Consider the following 16,946-nt stretch of genomic DNA (forward strand, 5'->3'; position numbering starts at 1 on the left):
CAACAACAACAACAACAACAACAACAACAACAACAACAACAACAACAACAACAACAACAACAACAACAACAACAACAGGCAAAGCATCGGGGCGGGCGTTCCCGTGCCTGGTTAGACACAGGAATACCCGCCCCCTTTAGTATCAGCCTCCGTGTCGTGCGCTCTGACGTTCAGCCACCAGATCCTGCACCATGGACTTGGGCACTTCCGCGTAGCGTTTGAACTCCATGGAGTACGTCGCACGGCCCTGGGACATGGAACGCAGCGTAGTGGCATAGCCAAACATCTCGGACAAAGGCACTTCCGCCTTGATCAGCTTGCCCGCCCCCACCATGTCATCCATACCCTGCACCATGCCCCGACGGCTGGACAGATCGCCCATCACATTGCCGGCATAGTCTTCAGGCGTTTCCACTTCCACCGCCATCATGGGCTCCAGGATCACGGGTGATGCCTGCTTGGCCGCTTCCTTGAAACCAAAGATCGCCGCCATCTTGAAGGCTTGCTCGGACGAGTCCACGTCATGATAGGAACCGAAGGTCAAAGTGACTTTCACATCCACCACGGGATAGCCCGCCAGCACACCACTGTTCAGGGCCTCCAGCACGCCTTTTTCCACCGCCGGGATGTATTCACGCGGAACCACCCCGCCCTTGATGGCGTCGACAAACTCAAAGCCCTTGCCCGCCTCTTGCGGCTCCAGGGTGAAGACCACATGGCCGTACTGTCCTTTACCGCCAGACTGACGAACAAACTTGCCTTCAATATCACGCACGGTCTTGCTGATGGTTTCGCGATAGGCCACTTGAGGTTTGCCCACATTCGCTTCCACGCCAAACTCGCGCTTCATGCGATCCACAATGATCTCCAGATGCAGCTCGCCCATACCGCCAATAATCGTCTGGCCCGACTCCTCGTCCGTGCTGACACGGAAGGACGGATCTTCAGAAGCCAGGCGCGAGAGCGCAATCCCCATCTTTTCCTGGTCGGATTTGGTCTTGGGCTCCACAGCCTGACGAATCACCGGCTCGGGAAACTCCATGCGCTCCAGGGTGATAATGGCCGAAGGATCACATAAGGTTTCCCCTGTGCTGACCTCTTTCAGGCCAACGCAGGCGGCAATATCACCGGCGTGCAGTTCATCGACTTCATGCCTGTCATTGGCATGCATCTGCACAATCCGGCCAATACGCTCTTTCTTGCCACGGCCGGGAATATAGACGCTATCGCCCTTGGCCAGCACACCGGAATACACACGCACAAAGGTTAACTGGCCGACATAAGGGTCCGTCATCAGCTTGAAGGCCAATGCCGAGAACTTCTCATTGTCGTCAGACTGGCGAGTGACGATTTCGCCAGCCTCGTCCACGCCTTGCACTGCAGGCACATCTACGGGAGAAGGTAGCAGCTCCACCACCGCATCCAGCATGCGTTGCACACCCTTGTTCTTGAAGGCCGAGCCACACAGCATGGGCTGAATCTCTCCGGCAATGGTGCGCAAGCGCAGGCCCAGCGTGATCTGGGCCACGCTCAGCTCACCCGTTTCCAGGTACTGATTCATCAGCTCTTCATTGGCTTCTGCCGCTGCTTCCAGCATGCGCTCACGCCATTGCTTGGCCGGGGCGACGAAATCCGCAGGGATGTCCTCAAAACTGAACTTCATGCCCTGAGAGGCCTCGTCCCACACAATCGCTTTCATCAAACGCAGGTCGATCACACCCTTGAAACCCTCTTCAGCCCCCATGGGAATCACAACAGGCACAGGATTGGCCTTGAGGCGGTCCACCATCATCTGACGTACACGAAAGAAATCCGCCCCGACACGGTCCATCTTGTTGACGAAAGCCAGGCGCGGAACCTTGTACTTGTTGGCCTGACGCCAAACCGTTTCAGATTGGGGCTGTACCCCACCGACCGCGTCATACACCATGACCGCGCCGTCCAGCACGCGCATGGAGCGTTCAACCTCGATGGTGAAATCCACGTGGCCGGGGGTGTCGATGATATTGATGCGGTGCTCGGGCAGCGAGCCATCCATGCCTCGCCAAAAGCAGGTGGTGGCCGCCGAGGTAATGGTGATACCACGCTCCTGCTCCTGGCTCATCCAGTCCATCGTGGCCGCCCCGTCATGCACTTCCCCCAGCTTGTGACTGACGCCGGTGTAGAAAAGAATGCGCTCGGTCGTGGTGGTTTTGCCAGCGTCAATATGCGCCGAGATACCAATGTTCCGATAGCGAGTGATGGGTGTATGGCGAGCCATGATGATTGTCCTTGGAGTCGTCCTGCCTTGCAGTGCAAGGCACCTGGGCTCCTGTTGTTTCAGTGGTTGATAACAATCAGATAGTACGCCTACAATCGTACTATTAACAAGATTTTTTCCACGCGCCGTGCATCCACACCACAGCGCGAAAACGGTACGTGGACACAGGTACAATCACCGCGACGAATAATGACAGGACTCGATATGCTTCCCAATCATCCCGAGCGCGCACAGATTCGCTTGGAAAATGTACTGACTGCCCTAGGCAATCCCTTGCGTCTGGCCGTTGTGCGTGCTTTGGCCTCCGAAGGCGAACGCGCCTGTGGCTCGCTACTGCAAGGCCAAACCAAATCCACCATGACGCATCACTGGCGCGTCCTGCGTGATAGCGGCGTAATCTGGCAGCGACCTTCTGGACGAGAGAACCTGCTGTCGCTGCGCAAGGACGATCTGGAGGACCGCTTTCCCGGCCTGCTGCATTCCTTGCTGGGCGCATTGGAAAATGACCCGGTAACCGAGGCGACCACCGCGCAGCATCTACAAAACGCCGCTAAATAATAAAAGCACCCTGAAAATCAAACTGCCCGCCAAAGGTCGGATCAATGTCCAACTTTTGGCGGGCAGCTCACATACAGGGTCAAGACTCTCGGGGCCAGAGCCCGAACACGGGATCAAACCCGTGCAGGCTGACTTATTTGCCTCGCAAAGCAGATTGCGCACCGCGCAAGGCCGTACGCAAGCCCTCTTCCAATACGGGATGGTAGAACGGCATGGCCAGCATCTGATCCAGCGTCAGTCCCATCTGCAAGGACCAGGCCAGCAAGTGAGCAATATGTTCAGCTTGAGGCCCCACCATCTCGGCCCCCAGAAACTTGCCCGCCTTGTCCGCATAAACGTGCAACAAGCCACGGTTGACCAGCATCACGCGGGCACGGCCCTGATTGCCGAAGTTCACACTCCCTGTCACCGCGCCTTCTGGCAGGGATTTAAAGGGCGTGCCAACCACGGCCACCTGTGGATCCGTGAACATCACTGCCATGCGCGCACGACGCGCCATGGGCTTGTCCTGGCCATTGCTGACGGCCTGCAAAGCGGCCAGACGACCATCATCCGCTGCCTCGTGCAAGATCGGCGCACGCTGGTTCACATCACCGGCCAGATAAATGGAAGTGCCTTTCAGCTGCAGGCTGGCAGGGTCATACACTACTCGTCCTTTGCTATCCCACTGTGCAGGGGTATTGTCCAGCCCCAAATTATCCAACTGTGGTCTGCGGCCTGCGGCACCGAGAACGTAGTCGTAATCCTCGACCAGTTCCTTGCCATCCACCTGCAAGCGCACGCGCGCCTTGCCATTGACGACTTCGCTGCCCAACACGGTTACGTCAGCGCGAATGTTCAGTTCCTGATTGAAAATCGCTCGTCCGGCTTCACGCACTTCGGGATCCGAAAGCCCAGCCAGGCTCTGGCTGCGGTTGATAATGGACACCTTCACGCCCACACGCGCCAGCGCCTGACCCAACTCCAGGCCAATCACGCCCGTACCGACAACCAGCACGCTTTCCGGCAAATCCGTCCAGTCAAAAACATCCTCGTTATTGATCAGCAAAGCCCCCAGCGGCTCCAGCTCCTTGGGGCGCACGGGTGTAGAGCCAGTGGCGATAATCACGTGCCCTGCGGTGATACGGGTATGGTCATCCACTTCCAGCACATGCTCGGACACAAAGCGGGCATGACCACGCACTTTGTCTTCGGCATCAAAGCCTTCCACATCGTCCACCACAAATTGCACAAAGCGATCCCGCTCGCGACGCACGCGATCCATGACCTCTTTGCCTTCAATGCGGATATTGCCGTCTACGTGAACACCGAAAGGAGCGGTATGGCGGGCATGATGGGCAGCGTCCGCTGCTGCGATCAGCAATTTGGATGGCATGCAGCCAACACGTGCGCACATGGTGCCATAGGGGCCTGATTCAATCATCAGCGTTCGTTTACCGGCGCGTTTGGCCGTACGATACGCTGTCATGCCTGCTGTCCCCGCTCCAATCACGGCAACATCACACTGAATTTCTTTCATAACCGCTCCTTGAGTCCATACTAAGGCAATCAGGGGCCTGATGACCTGCCCGACCACCCGTTCTACAATGTGCAGAATTGACTCTTTCAATCATAACGCAGTCCCCTTGCACTGCCCGAGGAAAGCCCATGCTGATTAGTGAAGCGGCCCGCGTAACCGGCCTGACACCCAAAATGATCCGGCACTATGAAGATCTGGGACTCTTGAATAGTGACCGTGCCCCCAATGGCTACCGCGTCTACCAGGATCAGGACCTGGATACCTTGCACTTTATTGTTCGCGCCAAGGACCTGGGTTTCAATCTGGCGGACATTCAGCAACTGACCAGCCTGTGGCGCGACCAGCAACGTCCCAGCAGCGAGGTCAAGCAACTGGCTCAGGCACATATCAAAGCACTGGAAAGCCGCGCTGCCCTCTTACTGGACATGGCGGCCAAGCTGCGGGTGCTGGCTGAACAATGCCAGGGGGACCAGCATCCTGATTGCCCCATCCTGGATGGTTTGGAAGGCGGCCATTGCTCCGGGTCGGTAAAAACCACAGCCTGAGCGCGGGCTCCTCCAGACACGTGCCCCGCTCGTCGGCATACTCCCCCGAATCTCTTAAACAAAGCGGTAAAAAAAATGCCTCTCAAACCTTCCACAAGGCTTGAGAGGCAGCGGCATCGTGCCAAATCTCCAAATAGGCTAGGAACCAGCCACCACATTAGGCAGCCACACCGACACTTGCGGGAACAGGGTCAAGATAATGAGTACCAGCAAGGCCGTGAACAGGAAGGGAGCAATCCCCACCACACCCCGCTCCAACGAGATGCGAGCCAGCAAGGACGAAATATTCAGGCATAAACCGGCTGGTGGTGTAATCAGACCAATACACAGGTTCACGACGGCAACCACGGTAAAGTGAGTCGGATCAATCCCCAGCTTCATCGCAATGGGATAGAGCACAGGAATCAACATCACCAGGGCGGCGTTGGTTTCCAGGAACATACCCACGATCAGCAACAGCACATTGACGAACAGCAGGAACACAAGCGGGTTGCTGATGTTTTCCAAAACGAAAGCTGAAATGGCTTCGGGAATACTGACGTACGCCAACAGCCAGCTAAAGACACGCGCTGCTGCAACGATGATCATGATCACAGCGGTGGTATGAGCGGCGCCAACCAGGCTATCTACAAAGATTTTCCAGGTGATCTGACGGTAAACCAGCGTCCCGACGACCAAGGCATAAATCACCGCCATGATGGCCGCTTCGGTAATGTTGAAAATACCGCTGCGAATGCCGCCCAGAATAAAGACTGGCAGCAACAAGGCAAAGGCCGAGTTCTTAAAGGTAATCCAGATTTCCCGGCCTGAGGCTTTGCCTTGCGTTGGGAAATTATTACGCTTGCTGATCCACCAGCTCATCACCAGCATGGACAGCATATAAAGAATGCCTGGTACCACACCGGCCAAGAACAAGGTCGTGATGGACTGGCCTGTCAGTACGGCCACCACAATAAATGGGATGGAAGGCGGAATGATGGGAGCCACCACGTTCGCGGCTGCAATGACGCCGCCCGCAAAACCGGGTGGATAGCCAGAGCGGATCATGGCAGGAATCATGATACGGCCCAGAGCACTGGTATCTGCCACGGCCGAGCCGGAGATCCCGGCAAACATGCCCGAGGCCAGCACGCCGCTCATCGCCAGACCACCTTTGAAACGGCCCAACAAGGCATTGGCAAAATCCAGCAGTCGACTGGTCAGGCCACCGGAGGTCATCAGGCTACCGGCCAGAACAAAGAACGGAATGGCCAGCAAGGAAAAACTGTCCAGTCCGCTGAACAATTGCTGAGGAACCGCCATCAAGCTGATATCACCCAGTGCTACCAAAGCAGCCAGAACGCCCGCCGTGATGGCAAAGCCGATCGGCATGCCAATCAGCATGAGAATGAGCGTCAGAAGGGTAATTAAGGTTACGGTGATCATAAAAAGTGTTTTCCGTACTTAGGGATGCTCGTCGATGCTGCCAGATGTCCAATCAGGCTGACTGCCCAAGCGGATTAACAGCAAAATCACCACGCACAAGCCCATTCCCAGCCACAGGGACGCATAGACCCAGGACATGGGGATATCCATCGCTGCCGAGAGCTGAACCGCGTTGATTTGCGCAAACTCCCAACCGTAGTAGGTGATGCTGAGCAAGGTCGCCAGCATCAGCAGGTCGCGAATAATCAAGACGCGTCGTTTGAGCTTGCTTGAGATGTGGTCCAGAAAGATCGTGACTGTCACGTGACCACTGCGGCGCAATACCGCTGCACTGCCCAGCAAGGAAATCCAGACCATCAAGAAGCGAGCAACTTCCTCACTCCAGGAGGACATATCTTTCAGGACGTAGCGAGAGAAGATCTGCCATGCAATAACCGCACACATCACAAACATCATGCTGCCGATAATCCAATCCAGCGCCTTTTCAATAACAGACGCGCTTTTATCGGCCCAATTTTCTGTTTTGGTCGGTACGTTGTTAGTTGTCATAACTTTTACCTGTGGGGTCGGGACATGAGGGTGACGCATGTCCCGATCTTTTCATTATTGAACGGCGCGGATTTTATCCAGCCAAACCTGCAGCTCGGGGAACTCTGCATCCATGGCTTTAATCTTGGTCGCAAAGGCTTCGCGGTCGACCGCGTTAAATGCCATGCCTTTTCCGATCAGAAACTGCTTCATGTTTTCTTCTTCCACGATCATGCGATCCGTGGCTTCCTTCATGACGCGCTCGCCCTCTTCCTGCAGAATCTGACGTGTTTCCTCGGGCAATTTCTTGAAGTAGGCGTCCGAGTAGATCAAGGTCATGGCGCCGATGGTGTGCTGGGTTTCAGCCACGTTCTTTTGAACCTCGAACAGATTGACGTTCTTGATCACTTCCAGGGGGTTTTCCTGACCATCAATCATGCCGTGCTGCAGGGAAGTGAACAGCTCAGCCATGCCCATAGGCACCGGGCTGGCACCCAGCGTGGTCCAGGTGCTGCGATACATGCGCAGTGGCGGGACACGCATTTTCAGGCCATGCAAATCGTCCGGGTTTTGAATCACCCGGTTCGAAGTCAGATAGCGAGCGCCACGATAGGCCGCCCCCACCAGCTTGAACCCGCTTTCCTTGGCGATCTGGTCATACAGTTCCTGGCCGACTGGACCGGTATAAACCGCACGGTAGTGATCCATATCGCGAATCAGGTAGGGGTAGGCTTCGACACCGGCCGATTTTGCGTAGCGGTCCAGTGCTCCCACACTTTGCAGCACAATGTGGTTGGTACCCATGCGCAAACCTTCGATGGACTGAGGCCAGTCACCGGTCAAGCCATTGGCGTCGATATTGATCTTGATTTTCCCGCCCGAACGCTCTTCAACAGCAGCCTTGAAGCGCTCTGCGGTTTGCCCCCAGTGGTCCTGGGCAGCATAGATATGCGCAAACTTCAGCGTAACGGGTTTGATTTCTGCCTGAGCGGCAACACTGCTGAACAAACCAACAGCGGCAAAAACGGTAGCGAGTAGAGAAAACTTTTTCATGTCTTCCTCCGTATTAATCGTTATATGAAAAGAGGTGGACTACTGACCGGAAGGACGGCCCAGGAAGCTTTGATCATCCAGAGCCAGGGTCATGGCGGTCAAGGCAGCCAGATAGCTGTAATGACGCATGCCCATGCAAATGCCAGTAGCGGTATGAGTGAAGCTGGACTGAATGCTGCCACCGCCCAAACCACGGGCCGCGCCTGCACTTGCAGCAATATTCGAGAAGTGAACTTCCATCACAGGCAGCTCAGTGTCTTCCAGGGCATGACGCACACCTTCCCCAATCGTGGTCAGGCCAGCAGGATTGATCAGGTAGCCATCTACCCGATGAGCGGACTCGTGGATGTATTCCAAAATATCGCCCATGTGGTTGGATGAAAAACTTTCTACCTCTACACCCAACTGCTCACCAAAGTTGCGCACACACTCCTTGAGCTCGTCCAGGGACTGAATGTTTCCATAGACTTTTTTGCTGCGCTTACCCAGGCTCGACATGTTCGGGCCATCAATCACAGCGATAAGGTGTTTGCGGTTGGAAGAACGGGTGATGGTGAAGTTATGTGCACTCATGTTTGGAAGCCTCTTGCCAAGTGGGATTAGTTAAAACGCAGACCAGCATCCACATTCAGTGTCTGACCAGTGATGTATTTGCTTTCATCGGAAGCCAGGAACATGGTGGCGCCGATCATGTCGCTGACATCCCCTTTGCGCTTCAGGGTTTGGGCAGCGATGATGGCGTCCCATTGCTCTGGACGAATGGTGTCGCGTGGCACTTCGGTCACAATGCCGTGCGGGCTGATGGCATTGACGTTGATGCAGTATTCACCCAGCTCGGTAGCCAGGGCGCGGGTCAAGGCGACAACCGCCCCTTTGGAGGCCACGTAGTGCGCGTAATTCGCACGGCCCGTAACCACAACGCTGGAAGAAATATTGATGATCTTGCCGCTTTGCTGTTGCTTCATGAAGGGCGATACCGCCTTGATGCAGTTAAAGACACCACGGGCATTGACGCCCATCACAAAGTCCCACTCGTCTGCGTCGATTTCTTCAAATGGCTTCATTTTCAGAGTCGAGAAAACGGCCGCATTGTTAATCAGCACGTCTACTGTGCCGAAGGCTTTGACTGCCTGCGCAACCATCTCGGCCGTACTCTTGTCATCGGACACATCAACTTTGACGGCCAGGGCCTGACCATTTTCTGCCTGAATTTCTGCTGCAACAGCCTGTGCTTTTTCGATGTTCAAATCAGCAACCACCACCGCAGCACCTGCCTTGGCAAATTCTTGCGCGTAGGCACGACCAATCCCTTGGCCTGCTCCGGTGATAATCACTGTTTTATTTTCAAATCTCACGATAGTTCCTTATTGGTATGGGTATGAATGTGTTCAGGCAGGCATACGCAAGGTAGCCATACCACCATCAATATTGATGATGGTGCCGGTGTAAGACAGCGCGCCCGGATGGGCAACGTGGGCAACCAGGCGAGCCACCTCCTCGGGCTGAACCATTTGCCCGGTGGGTTGGCGACGGTGAAACTCATTGCGCTTGGCCACCGGATCGCTAGTGCGATTGGCCAGCTCGGTCATGAAGGGGGTGTCTACGGTGGCGGGGGCAATGCCCACTACGCGAATCTGCTCGGCAATCAAATCGGCGGACATGGCCAGCGTCATGGACTGGATCGCCCCTTTGCTGGCTGAATACAGCGCACGCTCGGGCAAACCATTGATCGCGGTGCAGGAAGACATATTGACGACCACGGCATTTTTCGACTGACGCAAATACGGCAAACACGCACGCGTACTACGCATATAGCCCAGCACGTTGATGTTAAAAATCCGCAGCCAGTCTTCGTCACTGCCATCTTCTATCGTGCCCACAAAGCTCACACCGGCGTTGTTGACCAAGACATCAATACGACCCTGTTCCTGGGCGAATCCGGCCAGCGCTCGATTCAAGGACTCCTGATCGGTCACATCGGCAGTCAAAGCCGTAACCCCTTCCGGGATGCCCTCAGGCTGACGGTCAATACCGCCAACAATGGCGCCCAGTTCCAGCAGGTGCTGGCATACAGCCTGGCCTATGCCTGCTGCGGCACCTGTGACAACAACAATTCGGCCTGTAAAGTCTGACATAAGCGTTCCTAGCGAAAATGTGTGGTGCCAGATGCCTTGAAATGCGCCAATAACAAGGCCATCAAGGTATCGGGCGGGGTCAGTGGCAACATGTGCCCTCCCCCATCAAGAATGTGCAAGGCTGTCTGTGTTCTGCCCGCCTTGTGCAAGTCATCCAGGATGATCTGCATGGCACTGGCGGGCGTAGACAGATCGTGACTGCCCGTCAGCAGCAAAGTGGCCGGCAAGTGCGCCGCCAGCTCACCGTACCCGGAAAACTGGGCAAGACTTTGCCAACTGCTCAGCAATGTCTGCACCGGAACCAGGCTGAGCTGTTGCTCTGCGTACTGCATGGCCTGGGTTAGCTCAGGGCTGGTCTCCAGGCCACCAAACCAGCGCTGCATGGTGGTCTCTACAATGGTTTGACGACTTTCATGCTGCATGGCCTGGGCCCGCTCACCAAAGACCGCCAAGCCCATTGGCGGGCTGGCAATAATGCTCAGGCTTTGCACCTTTTTAGAGGGAAGATCGGCCAGCCTGGCCGCTGCCAACGCCGCAATCACCCCACCAATCGAATGCCCCAGCAAATGAACCTTGTCAAAACGGCAGGACTCCACCACCTTGACGGCATCATCCACCAAGGTATCCAGGTCGAACTGCGACAACGCAGCGGCCGAGCCATGGCCTCGCAGGTCGTAACTCAGACACGGATAATCGGCAGCCAAGTGGCTGAACAGTGCGTCAAAGGAATGCGCATCGACCCCGATGGAGTGCAAGGCAATGACACATTCATCGCCGCTCGTGCCCTTCTGCGCAACGAGCAAGGACCCGGGGTAAGGAAGCCTGGCCAATGGGGTCGTCATGCTTGGCTACACGTGCTGTTCAACAACACGCCTTTACTTTGTAAAGACGACACGGCCTCAGCAGACAGGCTTAACCACTCACCCAACACGCGTGCATCATCCTCGCCCTTCCTGGGAGGGAAACGAGATGGAGTTGCTTCGGCGCCCACAAATTTGATGGGGTTTCCAACGACCTCAATACTGTGATCTTCATTTTGAAGGGCCAGAATCATGCTGCGTTCTGAATCGCGTGCATGTGCCAATGCCTCTGGCACGGACTGGATCAGCGCAACCGGGACACTGTGCTCTTCCAATAATGGAATCCAATGAGCAGCCGCCTGTGTCGCGAAAGCGCTTTCAAGCTGCTCCCACAAGGCATGTTTGTTTTTCAGGCGACTGGCGCCAGTCTGGAAGCGTTCATCGTCAATGAGCGACTCCAGGCCCAGTACACGACACAAGCCTTGCCACATTCTCTCGGTATTGGCCGTCACCACAAACTCGCGGCCATCACCACCCCGGAAAGAGCGGTAGGTAGGGATGGAGTCATGCTTGGCGCCCTGGGGAGCGGGCGTCACTCCCGCAATCAAGGCATAGGCACTTTGATAAGACAGCATGGCCAACTGGCAATCCAGCATCGCCACATCCACAATCCGGCCTTTACCGGTACGTTCCCTGTCGACCAGGGCGGCATTGATGGCGATAGTCGCGTACAAGCCAGCGACCGTATCACCGGCTGGAATGCCCAAACGTACGGCTGGTCTGCCTTCTTCGCCGGTCAGGCTCATGACGCCTGACAAGGCTTGCACAATCATGTCGTAAGCAGGTTTGTCACGGTCCGGGCCGGTTTGCCCAAAACCACTAATGGACGCCCAGACCAGACCGGGGTGTTCTTCACACAAGGCTTGTGGGTCCAGGCCCAGACGGGCCGCCACGCCCGGGCGGTAATTTTCCACAACCACATCCGCTTTCAGGATCAGTTGTCGAACCAGGTCCAGCCCTTCAGCGGTTTTCAGATTTACCGCCAAACTGCTTTTATTGCGATTAATACTCAGATAGTAAGCACTATCCTCACCCACAAAATGGGGGGGAATACTGCGACTGGAGTCACCTTCCGGTGCCTCGATCTTGACCACTTCAGCCCCCAGATCCCCCAGCACTTGTGTGCAGAAGGGGCCGGACAAAAAGGTAGTGAGGTCGATGACCTTATAGCCTGCCAGGGGCTGCGCGGTAGCGGTATGACTCATAATTTGGTTTTTCTATGTCGGTATCCGAACATCTCGGACAGTTTTTCGGCATGATGAATAACGGCAGCGGTAATGGCACTCAAACCTGCACTGGGCACACGGGTGGTGGGCATGGTCAAACAAATACAGCCCACAATGCCGTGGTTATCAAAAACAGGGGCAGCAACCCCGCGTGCATCAGGCAACTTCTCGCTCATGCTGTGGGCATAGCCGTTCTGGCGCACTTCGCTCAGCTCTGCCAGGAGCGACTCCAAAGCAGGCAAAGGTGCATCTTGCGCCGGAGAGGTCTCGGCCTTGGCATACACACGCTCTATCGTGTCCTGATCCAGATACGCCAAAATAGCCTTGCCGGAAGCCCCCCAGACCAGGGACATGGGCTTGTGCAAATCAATCTGATATTGCAGCTTGTGCTCGCCTCGTGCGATGGCGGCAAAACTCATGGCCGACTCGCTGACGGCATACGTGCCAAACAGGACCGTCTCGTTGAACTCGGAAGCAATCTCGTCCAGCGATTTTTGTGCCAATGCAGGCTTGGATTCAGCGCTCATCACTTGCGCCGCTACTCGATAAAATTCAGGCCCAATGCTGTACAAACCACTTCCACCGCTGACCACCGCAACAAAATCATCTTTACGCAGCAGATTCAGCAAGCGGTGAGCTGTTGAAGGGGCCAGGCCCATTTGCTCGGACACTTGCTTGACGGTTACCGGGCCGTTGGACTCTGCCAAGACAGCCAATAGCTGAAGCGCACGGCTTACGGTTCCGGTTGAACTAGTAGAGGTGGACGTGTTTTGTGTGGTCATATCTGGGCTTCAAAAATATGGATTGCACAAGCACCATGATCAAGGCCCGCAATACCGCCACCCGTGACGTGAGTCATGGCGTAGCGAGCATCAGGAACCTGACGTTCTCCGGCTTGGTGTGTCAGTTGCCAGTACATTTCCACGGCTTGGGCCACACCGCTTGCTCCCACTGGGTGACCCTTGGCCAGCAAACCGCCACTGGGGTTCACCACCACATCACCGCCGTAGGTACTACGGCCATCCAGCAGAAACTGAGCAGACTGCCCGACCTCACACAAACCTAGTGCTTCGTAATAAATAAGTTCGGCGATTGTAAACGCGTCATGCAGCTCAACCGCATCCAGATCCTTGGCTGTAATCCCCGCCATCTTGTAGGCGTCGCGGGCGGATTCCGCCGAAATCTCGGGACGAGTCATGTCGCGAAAACCGCTGGTCGCCTGACCGGAATGCAGCACCGACGCAGCGACCCGCATGGCAGGTTTCTGCAAGCGTTTCAGGGCACGCTCGGACACCATGATCAAGGCTGCCGCGCCGTCACCCGTAGGGCAACATTGCAGCAAGGTCAGCGGGTCACAAATAGGACGAGATGCCAGCACCTGTTCCACCGTCAGCGGATCACGATACTGTGCATAGGGATTATGTTGACTGTGTGTGCGAGCCTTGATGGAGACTTGCGCCAGAACTTCTGGCCCCAGATTGCGTTCATGCAGGTAACGACGAGCACGCATGCCATACACTGCAGGCATCACCAAGCCCTGCTGGACCTCGGGATCCTCCTGCACCAAAGGCAAGGTGCCTCCGCCAAACTGCGTCAGCTTGTCCACACCGATCACCAGCACGATATCGTGTCGGCCAGCCTGGATATCTTTCCACGCCAAGTGAATGGCCGTGGCCCCACCCGAGCAGGCGTTATCGCAATTGACGACAGGCACTGTACCAATACCGATTTCCTTGACCAGACGCTGTCCCGTCAACATGCCACCAAAGGCGTGGCCGCAAACAACAGCATCAATATCCTGAGCCTGTACACCGGCACTGGCCATCGCGTTAAGGATTGCTGGCAAGGCCAAACCGGTATAGCTGGATTCTTTATGACGAGCCATGGGAATCATGGCCGCGCCGACTACATATGCTTCACTCACCTTACTTCTCCGCCGACATAGGAGTTACAAACCAGTCATTGCCATCGGTGGCAGTACTGACAGGCATATCGCAATACAAGGCGCTCAGGTCTTCACAACGTACGTGTGCCAAAACACGAACTCCGTTAGGAAAATCTACATATCCCAAGGTGTAAGGCGTGGGACGCGACGCGGAAACATAAATGGTGGAAAAACTGTAGAGCTTTCCAAATGGGCCAAAAAACATGTCTTGCATGTCTCGAGCACCCGTTTCCATACACACTTCACGGACAGGAAAAGCCTTGCTGCCGCTGGAACGGCTCTGGCTGCCACGCAACAAGACCGCTCCATCTTCAATAACAAACTGGCTAGCCTGGTCTGACGCAATATCTCGTATCGGCTGTGCATTTGCACCGAAAGCCATCGCCGTCGGCAGCTCAGTAGATTCAGTAACTGGCATGAATTAATCCTTGCAGCATTAATTAACTTGATTCCAAAAATTCTCAATTTGCAGTGCGAAGGCTTCGGGCACTTCAACCGGCGCCGTGTGACCGGACTGCTCAAATACCGTATGTGTGCTGTGTGGAAGCAAGCTGTGCATATGCTCCATATCAGCGGGCTTTTTAGCTCTGTCCAAAGCACCGCTGATCAACAAATGAGGGGTGGTATTGCCTGCCAAAAGAGACTGATAGTCAGGACGGGCAAACACGCCATTGACTGAGTTGGCAATGCTGGGAGGCAAGTGTGTGAAGTAGTCGCGCCACTGCTCCTGCTGAGCCTGAGCAGCCAGGTCTGTGCTTGCCAGAAAGGCGTCTCCAAACATGGTTTGCAGCAAGGCCGAGACATAAGGCGCACCGCCATCTCGACGCAGTTGCGCTTCCAGTTGGTCAAAGCGCTCTTTCTGCTGTTCTGCCATCGAGGTGCAGCAAGACAGGACAGCAGAACGGACCAACTGAGGTGCGCGCTGCATCAGCTCCTGAGCCACGTAACCTCCCATCGAGCTACCCACTACATGCAAGGAAGAAATCCGCAGTGCTTGGGCCAGGAACGCGTAGTCCTGTGCCAACTGATGCATGGTGGCGGGCTTCTGGCCTGCGGTGCTCAAGCCCTGATTACGATGATCCGGGCAAATAATGTGCCATTCGTTTTGCAACGCCTGAATCACGGGCAGGAACATGCCTCCATTGAAAAACAGGGAGTGCAGCATGAGCACGGATGGACGAGATGCGCTGGGCCGCCCAATTTCTGCGTAATGCAGTTCGGCCCCATCGGGAAGCATCAAGTGCTGTGTGCTGACTTGTTTCATCATTTTCCTGTTTATATTCCGTTTAACGGAATGTCATTCTAATGTATGGAATAATGATAAAAGCGTGGTTAGGTTCATGCCTATCAGTACAAACCCTAGGGCACAAAAAAAGCCCGAATCCAGAAAGGATTCAGGCTATTTAAAACGTTCCAAAGCAATCACCACTCCGGGTGATGCCATGGAAACAGCGCTATTTTAGAACCGGTTCATCATCAGCTGGACTCAAGCAGCTTGCCACTCCGTCACAAACTTTTGTGGCTCGGGACGCTGGGCAGGACCCAGATTGTGAATAGGCGTACCCACCGACACAAAGCCCAGGAACTGGTAATCCAGGGAATCGAAGCCCAGGGCTTCAGGAACTTCTTCACCATAGGTGCCCAGGCCAGTGCTCCAGAAAGCACCAAAGCCCAACTGGTGAGCAGCATGCAGCATATTGCTGACGGCTGCGCCCGTTGCCAGGACACGCTCCAGTTCAGGAATTTTTTCTTCGCCATGATCAATGTGGCTGGCCACGGCGATCAGCATGGGCACTTTGGCCAGCCAGGCGCGGACGCTGGCAGCTTTCTGCTCGGTCAAGGGATTACCGGCGCGCTCATTGGCGGCAATGGCCAGTTCACCCAGAGCCTGCACGTTTTCACCGCGGATCAGGCAAAAGCGCCATGGCTGCAAACGGCCATGGTCAGGAGCGACCATGGCCGCGCGCAAAATCAGGTCCAGCTCTTGCTCATTCGGGCCAGGGCCTTGCACCAGCTTGATAGAGCGGCGGGACAATAGGGAATCAATGGTACTCATAGTGCTTCCAGAATCAGTTAAGAGTGCCCTGCCCAGATGGCAGGGCTCAGTCAGGCTTGAGCAGGAGCGCCCGCTTGCACCAGCAGGGCTTTCATGTCGCGCACGGCTTTTTCCCAACCGTCAAAGACAGCCTGGGCAACAATGGCGTGACCAATATTAAGCTCCGTCAGCCCCGGCAAGGCGGCAATCGCTTGTACGTTGCCGTAGTGCAGGCCATGACCCGCATTCACACGCAGACCTTGCGACACACCTTGAGCAATACCGGCACGGATACGTTCCAGTTCGCTGGCGGCCTGCTCGGGCGTTTGAGCATCCGCATAGGTGCCAGTGTGCAGTTCGATCACGGTGGCACCCACGTCGCTGGCGGCTCGGATTTGCGCTGGGTCGGCATCAATGAACAGCGAGACACGAATGCCAGCAGCCTGCAGTTGCTGAACAGCGGCCTTGACCTGATCCAGATGACCGACCACATCCAGACCACCTTCGGTCGTCAGTTCAGCACGGTGTTCGGGAACCAGGCAGACATCGTCCGGTTTGATACGGCAGGCAATGTCCAGCATTTCGGTGGTGATGGCGCATTCCAGATTCATCCTGGTACGCAGTACGGGGCGCAGGGCCTCGACGTCGGCATCCTGAATATGACGCCGGTCTTCACGCAGATGTAAGGTGATCAGGTCCGCTCCGGCTTCTTCTGCTCGCAAAGCGGCCTGAATTGGATCAGGGTATGTGGTCAGACGCTGCTGGCGCAGCGTCGCCACATGATCGATATTGACGCCCAGTTCTAACATTCCCCAAGGACCTCCGTAGTTTCAGGGATGAATGACCAGACGTATTAT

18 protein-coding genes are annotated in these 16,946 nt (G+C 55.6%); 2 read left to right on the forward strand and 16 right to left on the reverse strand.

Annotated elements, in window-relative coordinates:
- Window positions 1–142 precede the first annotated feature (142 nt).
- Window positions 143–2,260 carry an elongation factor G gene (gene fusA / locus ACLPGZ_RS10060; RefSeq protein ID WP_429641184.1) on the reverse strand — a complete coding sequence of 706 codons (2,118 nt, stop codon included), beginning with the start codon at window positions 2,258–2,260 and terminating at the stop codon, window positions 143–145.
- A gap of 204 nt (window positions 2,261–2,464) precedes the next feature.
- Here fusA and ACLPGZ_RS10065 point away from each other — a divergent pair, with 204 nt between their 5' ends.
- On the forward strand, window positions 2,465–2,818 hold the full coding sequence (locus ACLPGZ_RS10065) for an ArsR/SmtB family transcription factor (protein WP_035271750.1): 354 nt from the start codon (window positions 2,465–2,467) through the stop codon (window positions 2,816–2,818).
- 133 nt (window positions 2,819–2,951) lie between these two features.
- Here ACLPGZ_RS10065 and ACLPGZ_RS10070 read toward each other — a convergent pair whose 3' ends face one another.
- A complete protein-coding gene (locus ACLPGZ_RS10070) occupies window positions 2,952–4,337 on the reverse strand; it encodes a dihydrolipoyl dehydrogenase (RefSeq protein ID WP_239054293.1) in 1,386 nt (461 codons plus the stop codon).
- Window positions 4,338–4,465: 128 nt separating this feature from the next.
- On the opposite strand from ACLPGZ_RS10070, the gene ACLPGZ_RS10075 reads away from it, so the two are divergent.
- Window positions 4,466–4,882 carry a MerR family transcriptional regulator gene (locus ACLPGZ_RS10075; RefSeq protein ID WP_088450105.1) on the forward strand — a complete coding sequence of 139 codons (417 nt, stop codon included), beginning with the start codon at window positions 4,466–4,468 and terminating at the stop codon, window positions 4,880–4,882.
- A gap of 138 nt (window positions 4,883–5,020) precedes the next feature.
- On the opposite strand, the gene ACLPGZ_RS10080 is transcribed toward ACLPGZ_RS10075, so the two are convergent.
- The 14 genes from ACLPGZ_RS10080 to pdxJ form a co-directional block, all read right to left on the reverse strand.
- Window positions 5,021–6,307, reverse strand: coding sequence for a TRAP transporter large permease (locus ACLPGZ_RS10080; protein WP_088450107.1), 1,287 nt, complete (start codon window positions 6,305–6,307; stop codon window positions 5,021–5,023).
- Window positions 6,308–6,325: 18 nt separating this feature from the next.
- Complete coding sequence (locus tag ACLPGZ_RS10085) at window positions 6,326–6,856, reverse strand: TRAP transporter small permease (protein ID WP_045929918.1); 531 nt, start codon at window positions 6,854–6,856, stop codon at window positions 6,326–6,328.
- A gap of 54 nt (window positions 6,857–6,910) precedes the next feature.
- Entirely contained in the window at window positions 6,911–7,888 is a 978-nt protein-coding gene (locus tag ACLPGZ_RS10090; RefSeq protein ID WP_045929919.1) for a TRAP transporter substrate-binding protein, read from the reverse strand.
- Between the two features lie 39 nt (window positions 7,889–7,927).
- Window positions 7,928–8,461 carry a type II 3-dehydroquinate dehydratase gene (locus ACLPGZ_RS10095; RefSeq protein ID WP_060185124.1) on the reverse strand — a complete coding sequence of 178 codons (534 nt, stop codon included), beginning with the start codon at window positions 8,459–8,461 and terminating at the stop codon, window positions 7,928–7,930.
- Between the two features lie 26 nt (window positions 8,462–8,487).
- The gene (locus ACLPGZ_RS10100) at window positions 8,488–9,243 is read right to left on the reverse strand and encodes an SDR family NAD(P)-dependent oxidoreductase (protein WP_042480846.1); all 756 of its coding nucleotides are present in this window, start codon (window positions 9,241–9,243) and stop codon (window positions 8,488–8,490) included.
- A 33-nt stretch (window positions 9,244–9,276) separates the two neighbouring features.
- On the reverse strand, window positions 9,277–10,023 hold the full coding sequence (locus tag ACLPGZ_RS10105) for an SDR family NAD(P)-dependent oxidoreductase (RefSeq protein ID WP_239054294.1): 747 nt from the start codon (window positions 10,021–10,023) through the stop codon (window positions 9,277–9,279).
- Window positions 10,024–10,031: 8 nt separating this feature from the next.
- Window positions 10,032–10,865, reverse strand: a complete 834-nt coding sequence (locus ACLPGZ_RS10110; RefSeq protein ID WP_239054295.1) for an alpha/beta fold hydrolase — start codon at window positions 10,863–10,865, stop codon at window positions 10,032–10,034.
- Window positions 10,862–12,088 carry a CaiB/BaiF CoA transferase family protein gene (locus tag ACLPGZ_RS10115; RefSeq protein ID WP_239054296.1) on the reverse strand — a complete coding sequence of 409 codons (1,227 nt, stop codon included), beginning with the start codon at window positions 12,086–12,088 and terminating at the stop codon, window positions 10,862–10,864. The genes ACLPGZ_RS10110 and ACLPGZ_RS10115 overlap by 4 nt, the downstream gene beginning before the upstream one ends.
- Window positions 12,085–12,891, reverse strand: a complete 807-nt coding sequence (locus ACLPGZ_RS10120; RefSeq protein WP_080723684.1) for an IclR family transcriptional regulator — start codon at window positions 12,889–12,891, stop codon at window positions 12,085–12,087. Before ACLPGZ_RS10120 ends, ACLPGZ_RS10115 begins: the two co-directional genes overlap by 4 nt.
- Window positions 12,888–14,033 carry a thiolase family protein gene (locus tag ACLPGZ_RS10125; RefSeq protein ID WP_060185128.1) on the reverse strand — a complete coding sequence of 382 codons (1,146 nt, stop codon included), beginning with the start codon at window positions 14,031–14,033 and terminating at the stop codon, window positions 12,888–12,890. The genes ACLPGZ_RS10120 and ACLPGZ_RS10125 overlap by 4 nt, the downstream gene beginning before the upstream one ends.
- 1 nt (window position 14,034) lies before the next feature.
- Window positions 14,035–14,472, reverse strand: a complete 438-nt coding sequence (locus ACLPGZ_RS10130; protein ID WP_060185129.1) for a Zn-ribbon domain-containing OB-fold protein — start codon at window positions 14,470–14,472, stop codon at window positions 14,035–14,037.
- 18 nt (window positions 14,473–14,490) lie between these two features.
- Window positions 14,491–15,318: an alpha/beta fold hydrolase gene (locus ACLPGZ_RS10135; protein ID WP_239054297.1), complete on the reverse strand. Its 828-nt coding sequence runs from the start codon at window positions 15,316–15,318 to the stop codon at window positions 14,491–14,493.
- A gap of 222 nt (window positions 15,319–15,540) precedes the next feature.
- Window positions 15,541–16,110, reverse strand: a complete 570-nt coding sequence (locus ACLPGZ_RS10140; protein WP_042480868.1) for a nitroreductase family protein — start codon at window positions 16,108–16,110, stop codon at window positions 15,541–15,543.
- A gap of 50 nt (window positions 16,111–16,160) precedes the next feature.
- Window positions 16,161–16,898 carry a pyridoxine 5'-phosphate synthase gene (pdxJ, locus tag ACLPGZ_RS10145; protein ID WP_009457072.1) on the reverse strand — a complete coding sequence of 246 codons (738 nt, stop codon included), beginning with the start codon at window positions 16,896–16,898 and terminating at the stop codon, window positions 16,161–16,163.
- Window positions 16,899–16,946 lie beyond the last annotated feature (48 nt).

This window comes from Alcaligenes sp. Me129, assembly GCF_050487245.1.
Taxonomy (GTDB): Bacteria; Pseudomonadota; Gammaproteobacteria; order Burkholderiales; family Burkholderiaceae_B; genus Alcaligenes; species Alcaligenes phenolicus.

Coding starts and splice junctions, on each gene's coding strand:
- ACLPGZ_RS10095 (WP_060185124.1), bottom strand. CDS start 8,461: ATGAGTGCACATAACTTCACCATCACCCGTTCTTCCAACCGCAAACAC.
- ACLPGZ_RS10135 (WP_239054297.1), bottom strand. CDS start 15,318: ATGAAACAAGTCAGCACACAGCACTTGATGCTTCCCGATGGGGCCGAA.
- ACLPGZ_RS10080 (WP_088450107.1), bottom strand. CDS start 6,307: ATGATCACCGTAACCTTAATTACCCTTCTGACGCTCATTCTCATGCTG.
- ACLPGZ_RS10140 (WP_042480868.1), bottom strand. CDS start 16,110: ATGAGTACCATTGATTCCCTATTGTCCCGCCGCTCTATCAAGCTGGTG.
- ACLPGZ_RS10115 (WP_239054296.1), bottom strand. CDS start 12,088: ATGAGTCATACCGCTACCGCGCAGCCCCTGGCAGGCTATAAGGTCATC.
- ACLPGZ_RS10070 (WP_239054293.1), bottom strand. CDS start 4,337: ATGAAAGAAATTCAGTGTGATGTTGCCGTGATTGGAGCGGGGACAGCA.
- ACLPGZ_RS10130 (WP_060185129.1), bottom strand. CDS start 14,472: ATGCCAGTTACTGAATCTACTGAGCTGCCGACGGCGATGGCTTTCGGT.
- fusA (WP_429641184.1), bottom strand. CDS start 2,260: ATGGCTCGCCATACACCCATCACTCGCTATCGGAACATTGGTATCTCG.
- ACLPGZ_RS10105 (WP_239054294.1), bottom strand. CDS start 10,023: ATGTCAGACTTTACAGGCCGAATTGTTGTTGTCACAGGTGCCGCAGCA.
- ACLPGZ_RS10110 (WP_239054295.1), bottom strand. CDS start 10,865: ATGACGACCCCATTGGCCAGGCTTCCTTACCCCGGGTCCTTGCTCGTT.
- ACLPGZ_RS10065 (WP_035271750.1), top strand. CDS start 2,465: ATGCTTCCCAATCATCCCGAGCGCGCACAGATTCGCTTGGAAAATGTA.
- pdxJ (WP_009457072.1), bottom strand. CDS start 16,898: ATGTTAGAACTGGGCGTCAATATCGATCATGTGGCGACGCTGCGCCAG.
- ACLPGZ_RS10090 (WP_045929919.1), bottom strand. CDS start 7,888: ATGAAAAAGTTTTCTCTACTCGCTACCGTTTTTGCCGCTGTTGGTTTG.
- ACLPGZ_RS10075 (WP_088450105.1), top strand. CDS start 4,466: ATGCTGATTAGTGAAGCGGCCCGCGTAACCGGCCTGACACCCAAAATG.
- ACLPGZ_RS10085 (WP_045929918.1), bottom strand. CDS start 6,856: ATGACAACTAACAACGTACCGACCAAAACAGAAAATTGGGCCGATAAA.
- ACLPGZ_RS10120 (WP_080723684.1), bottom strand. CDS start 12,891: ATGACCACACAAAACACGTCCACCTCTACTAGTTCAACCGGAACCGTA.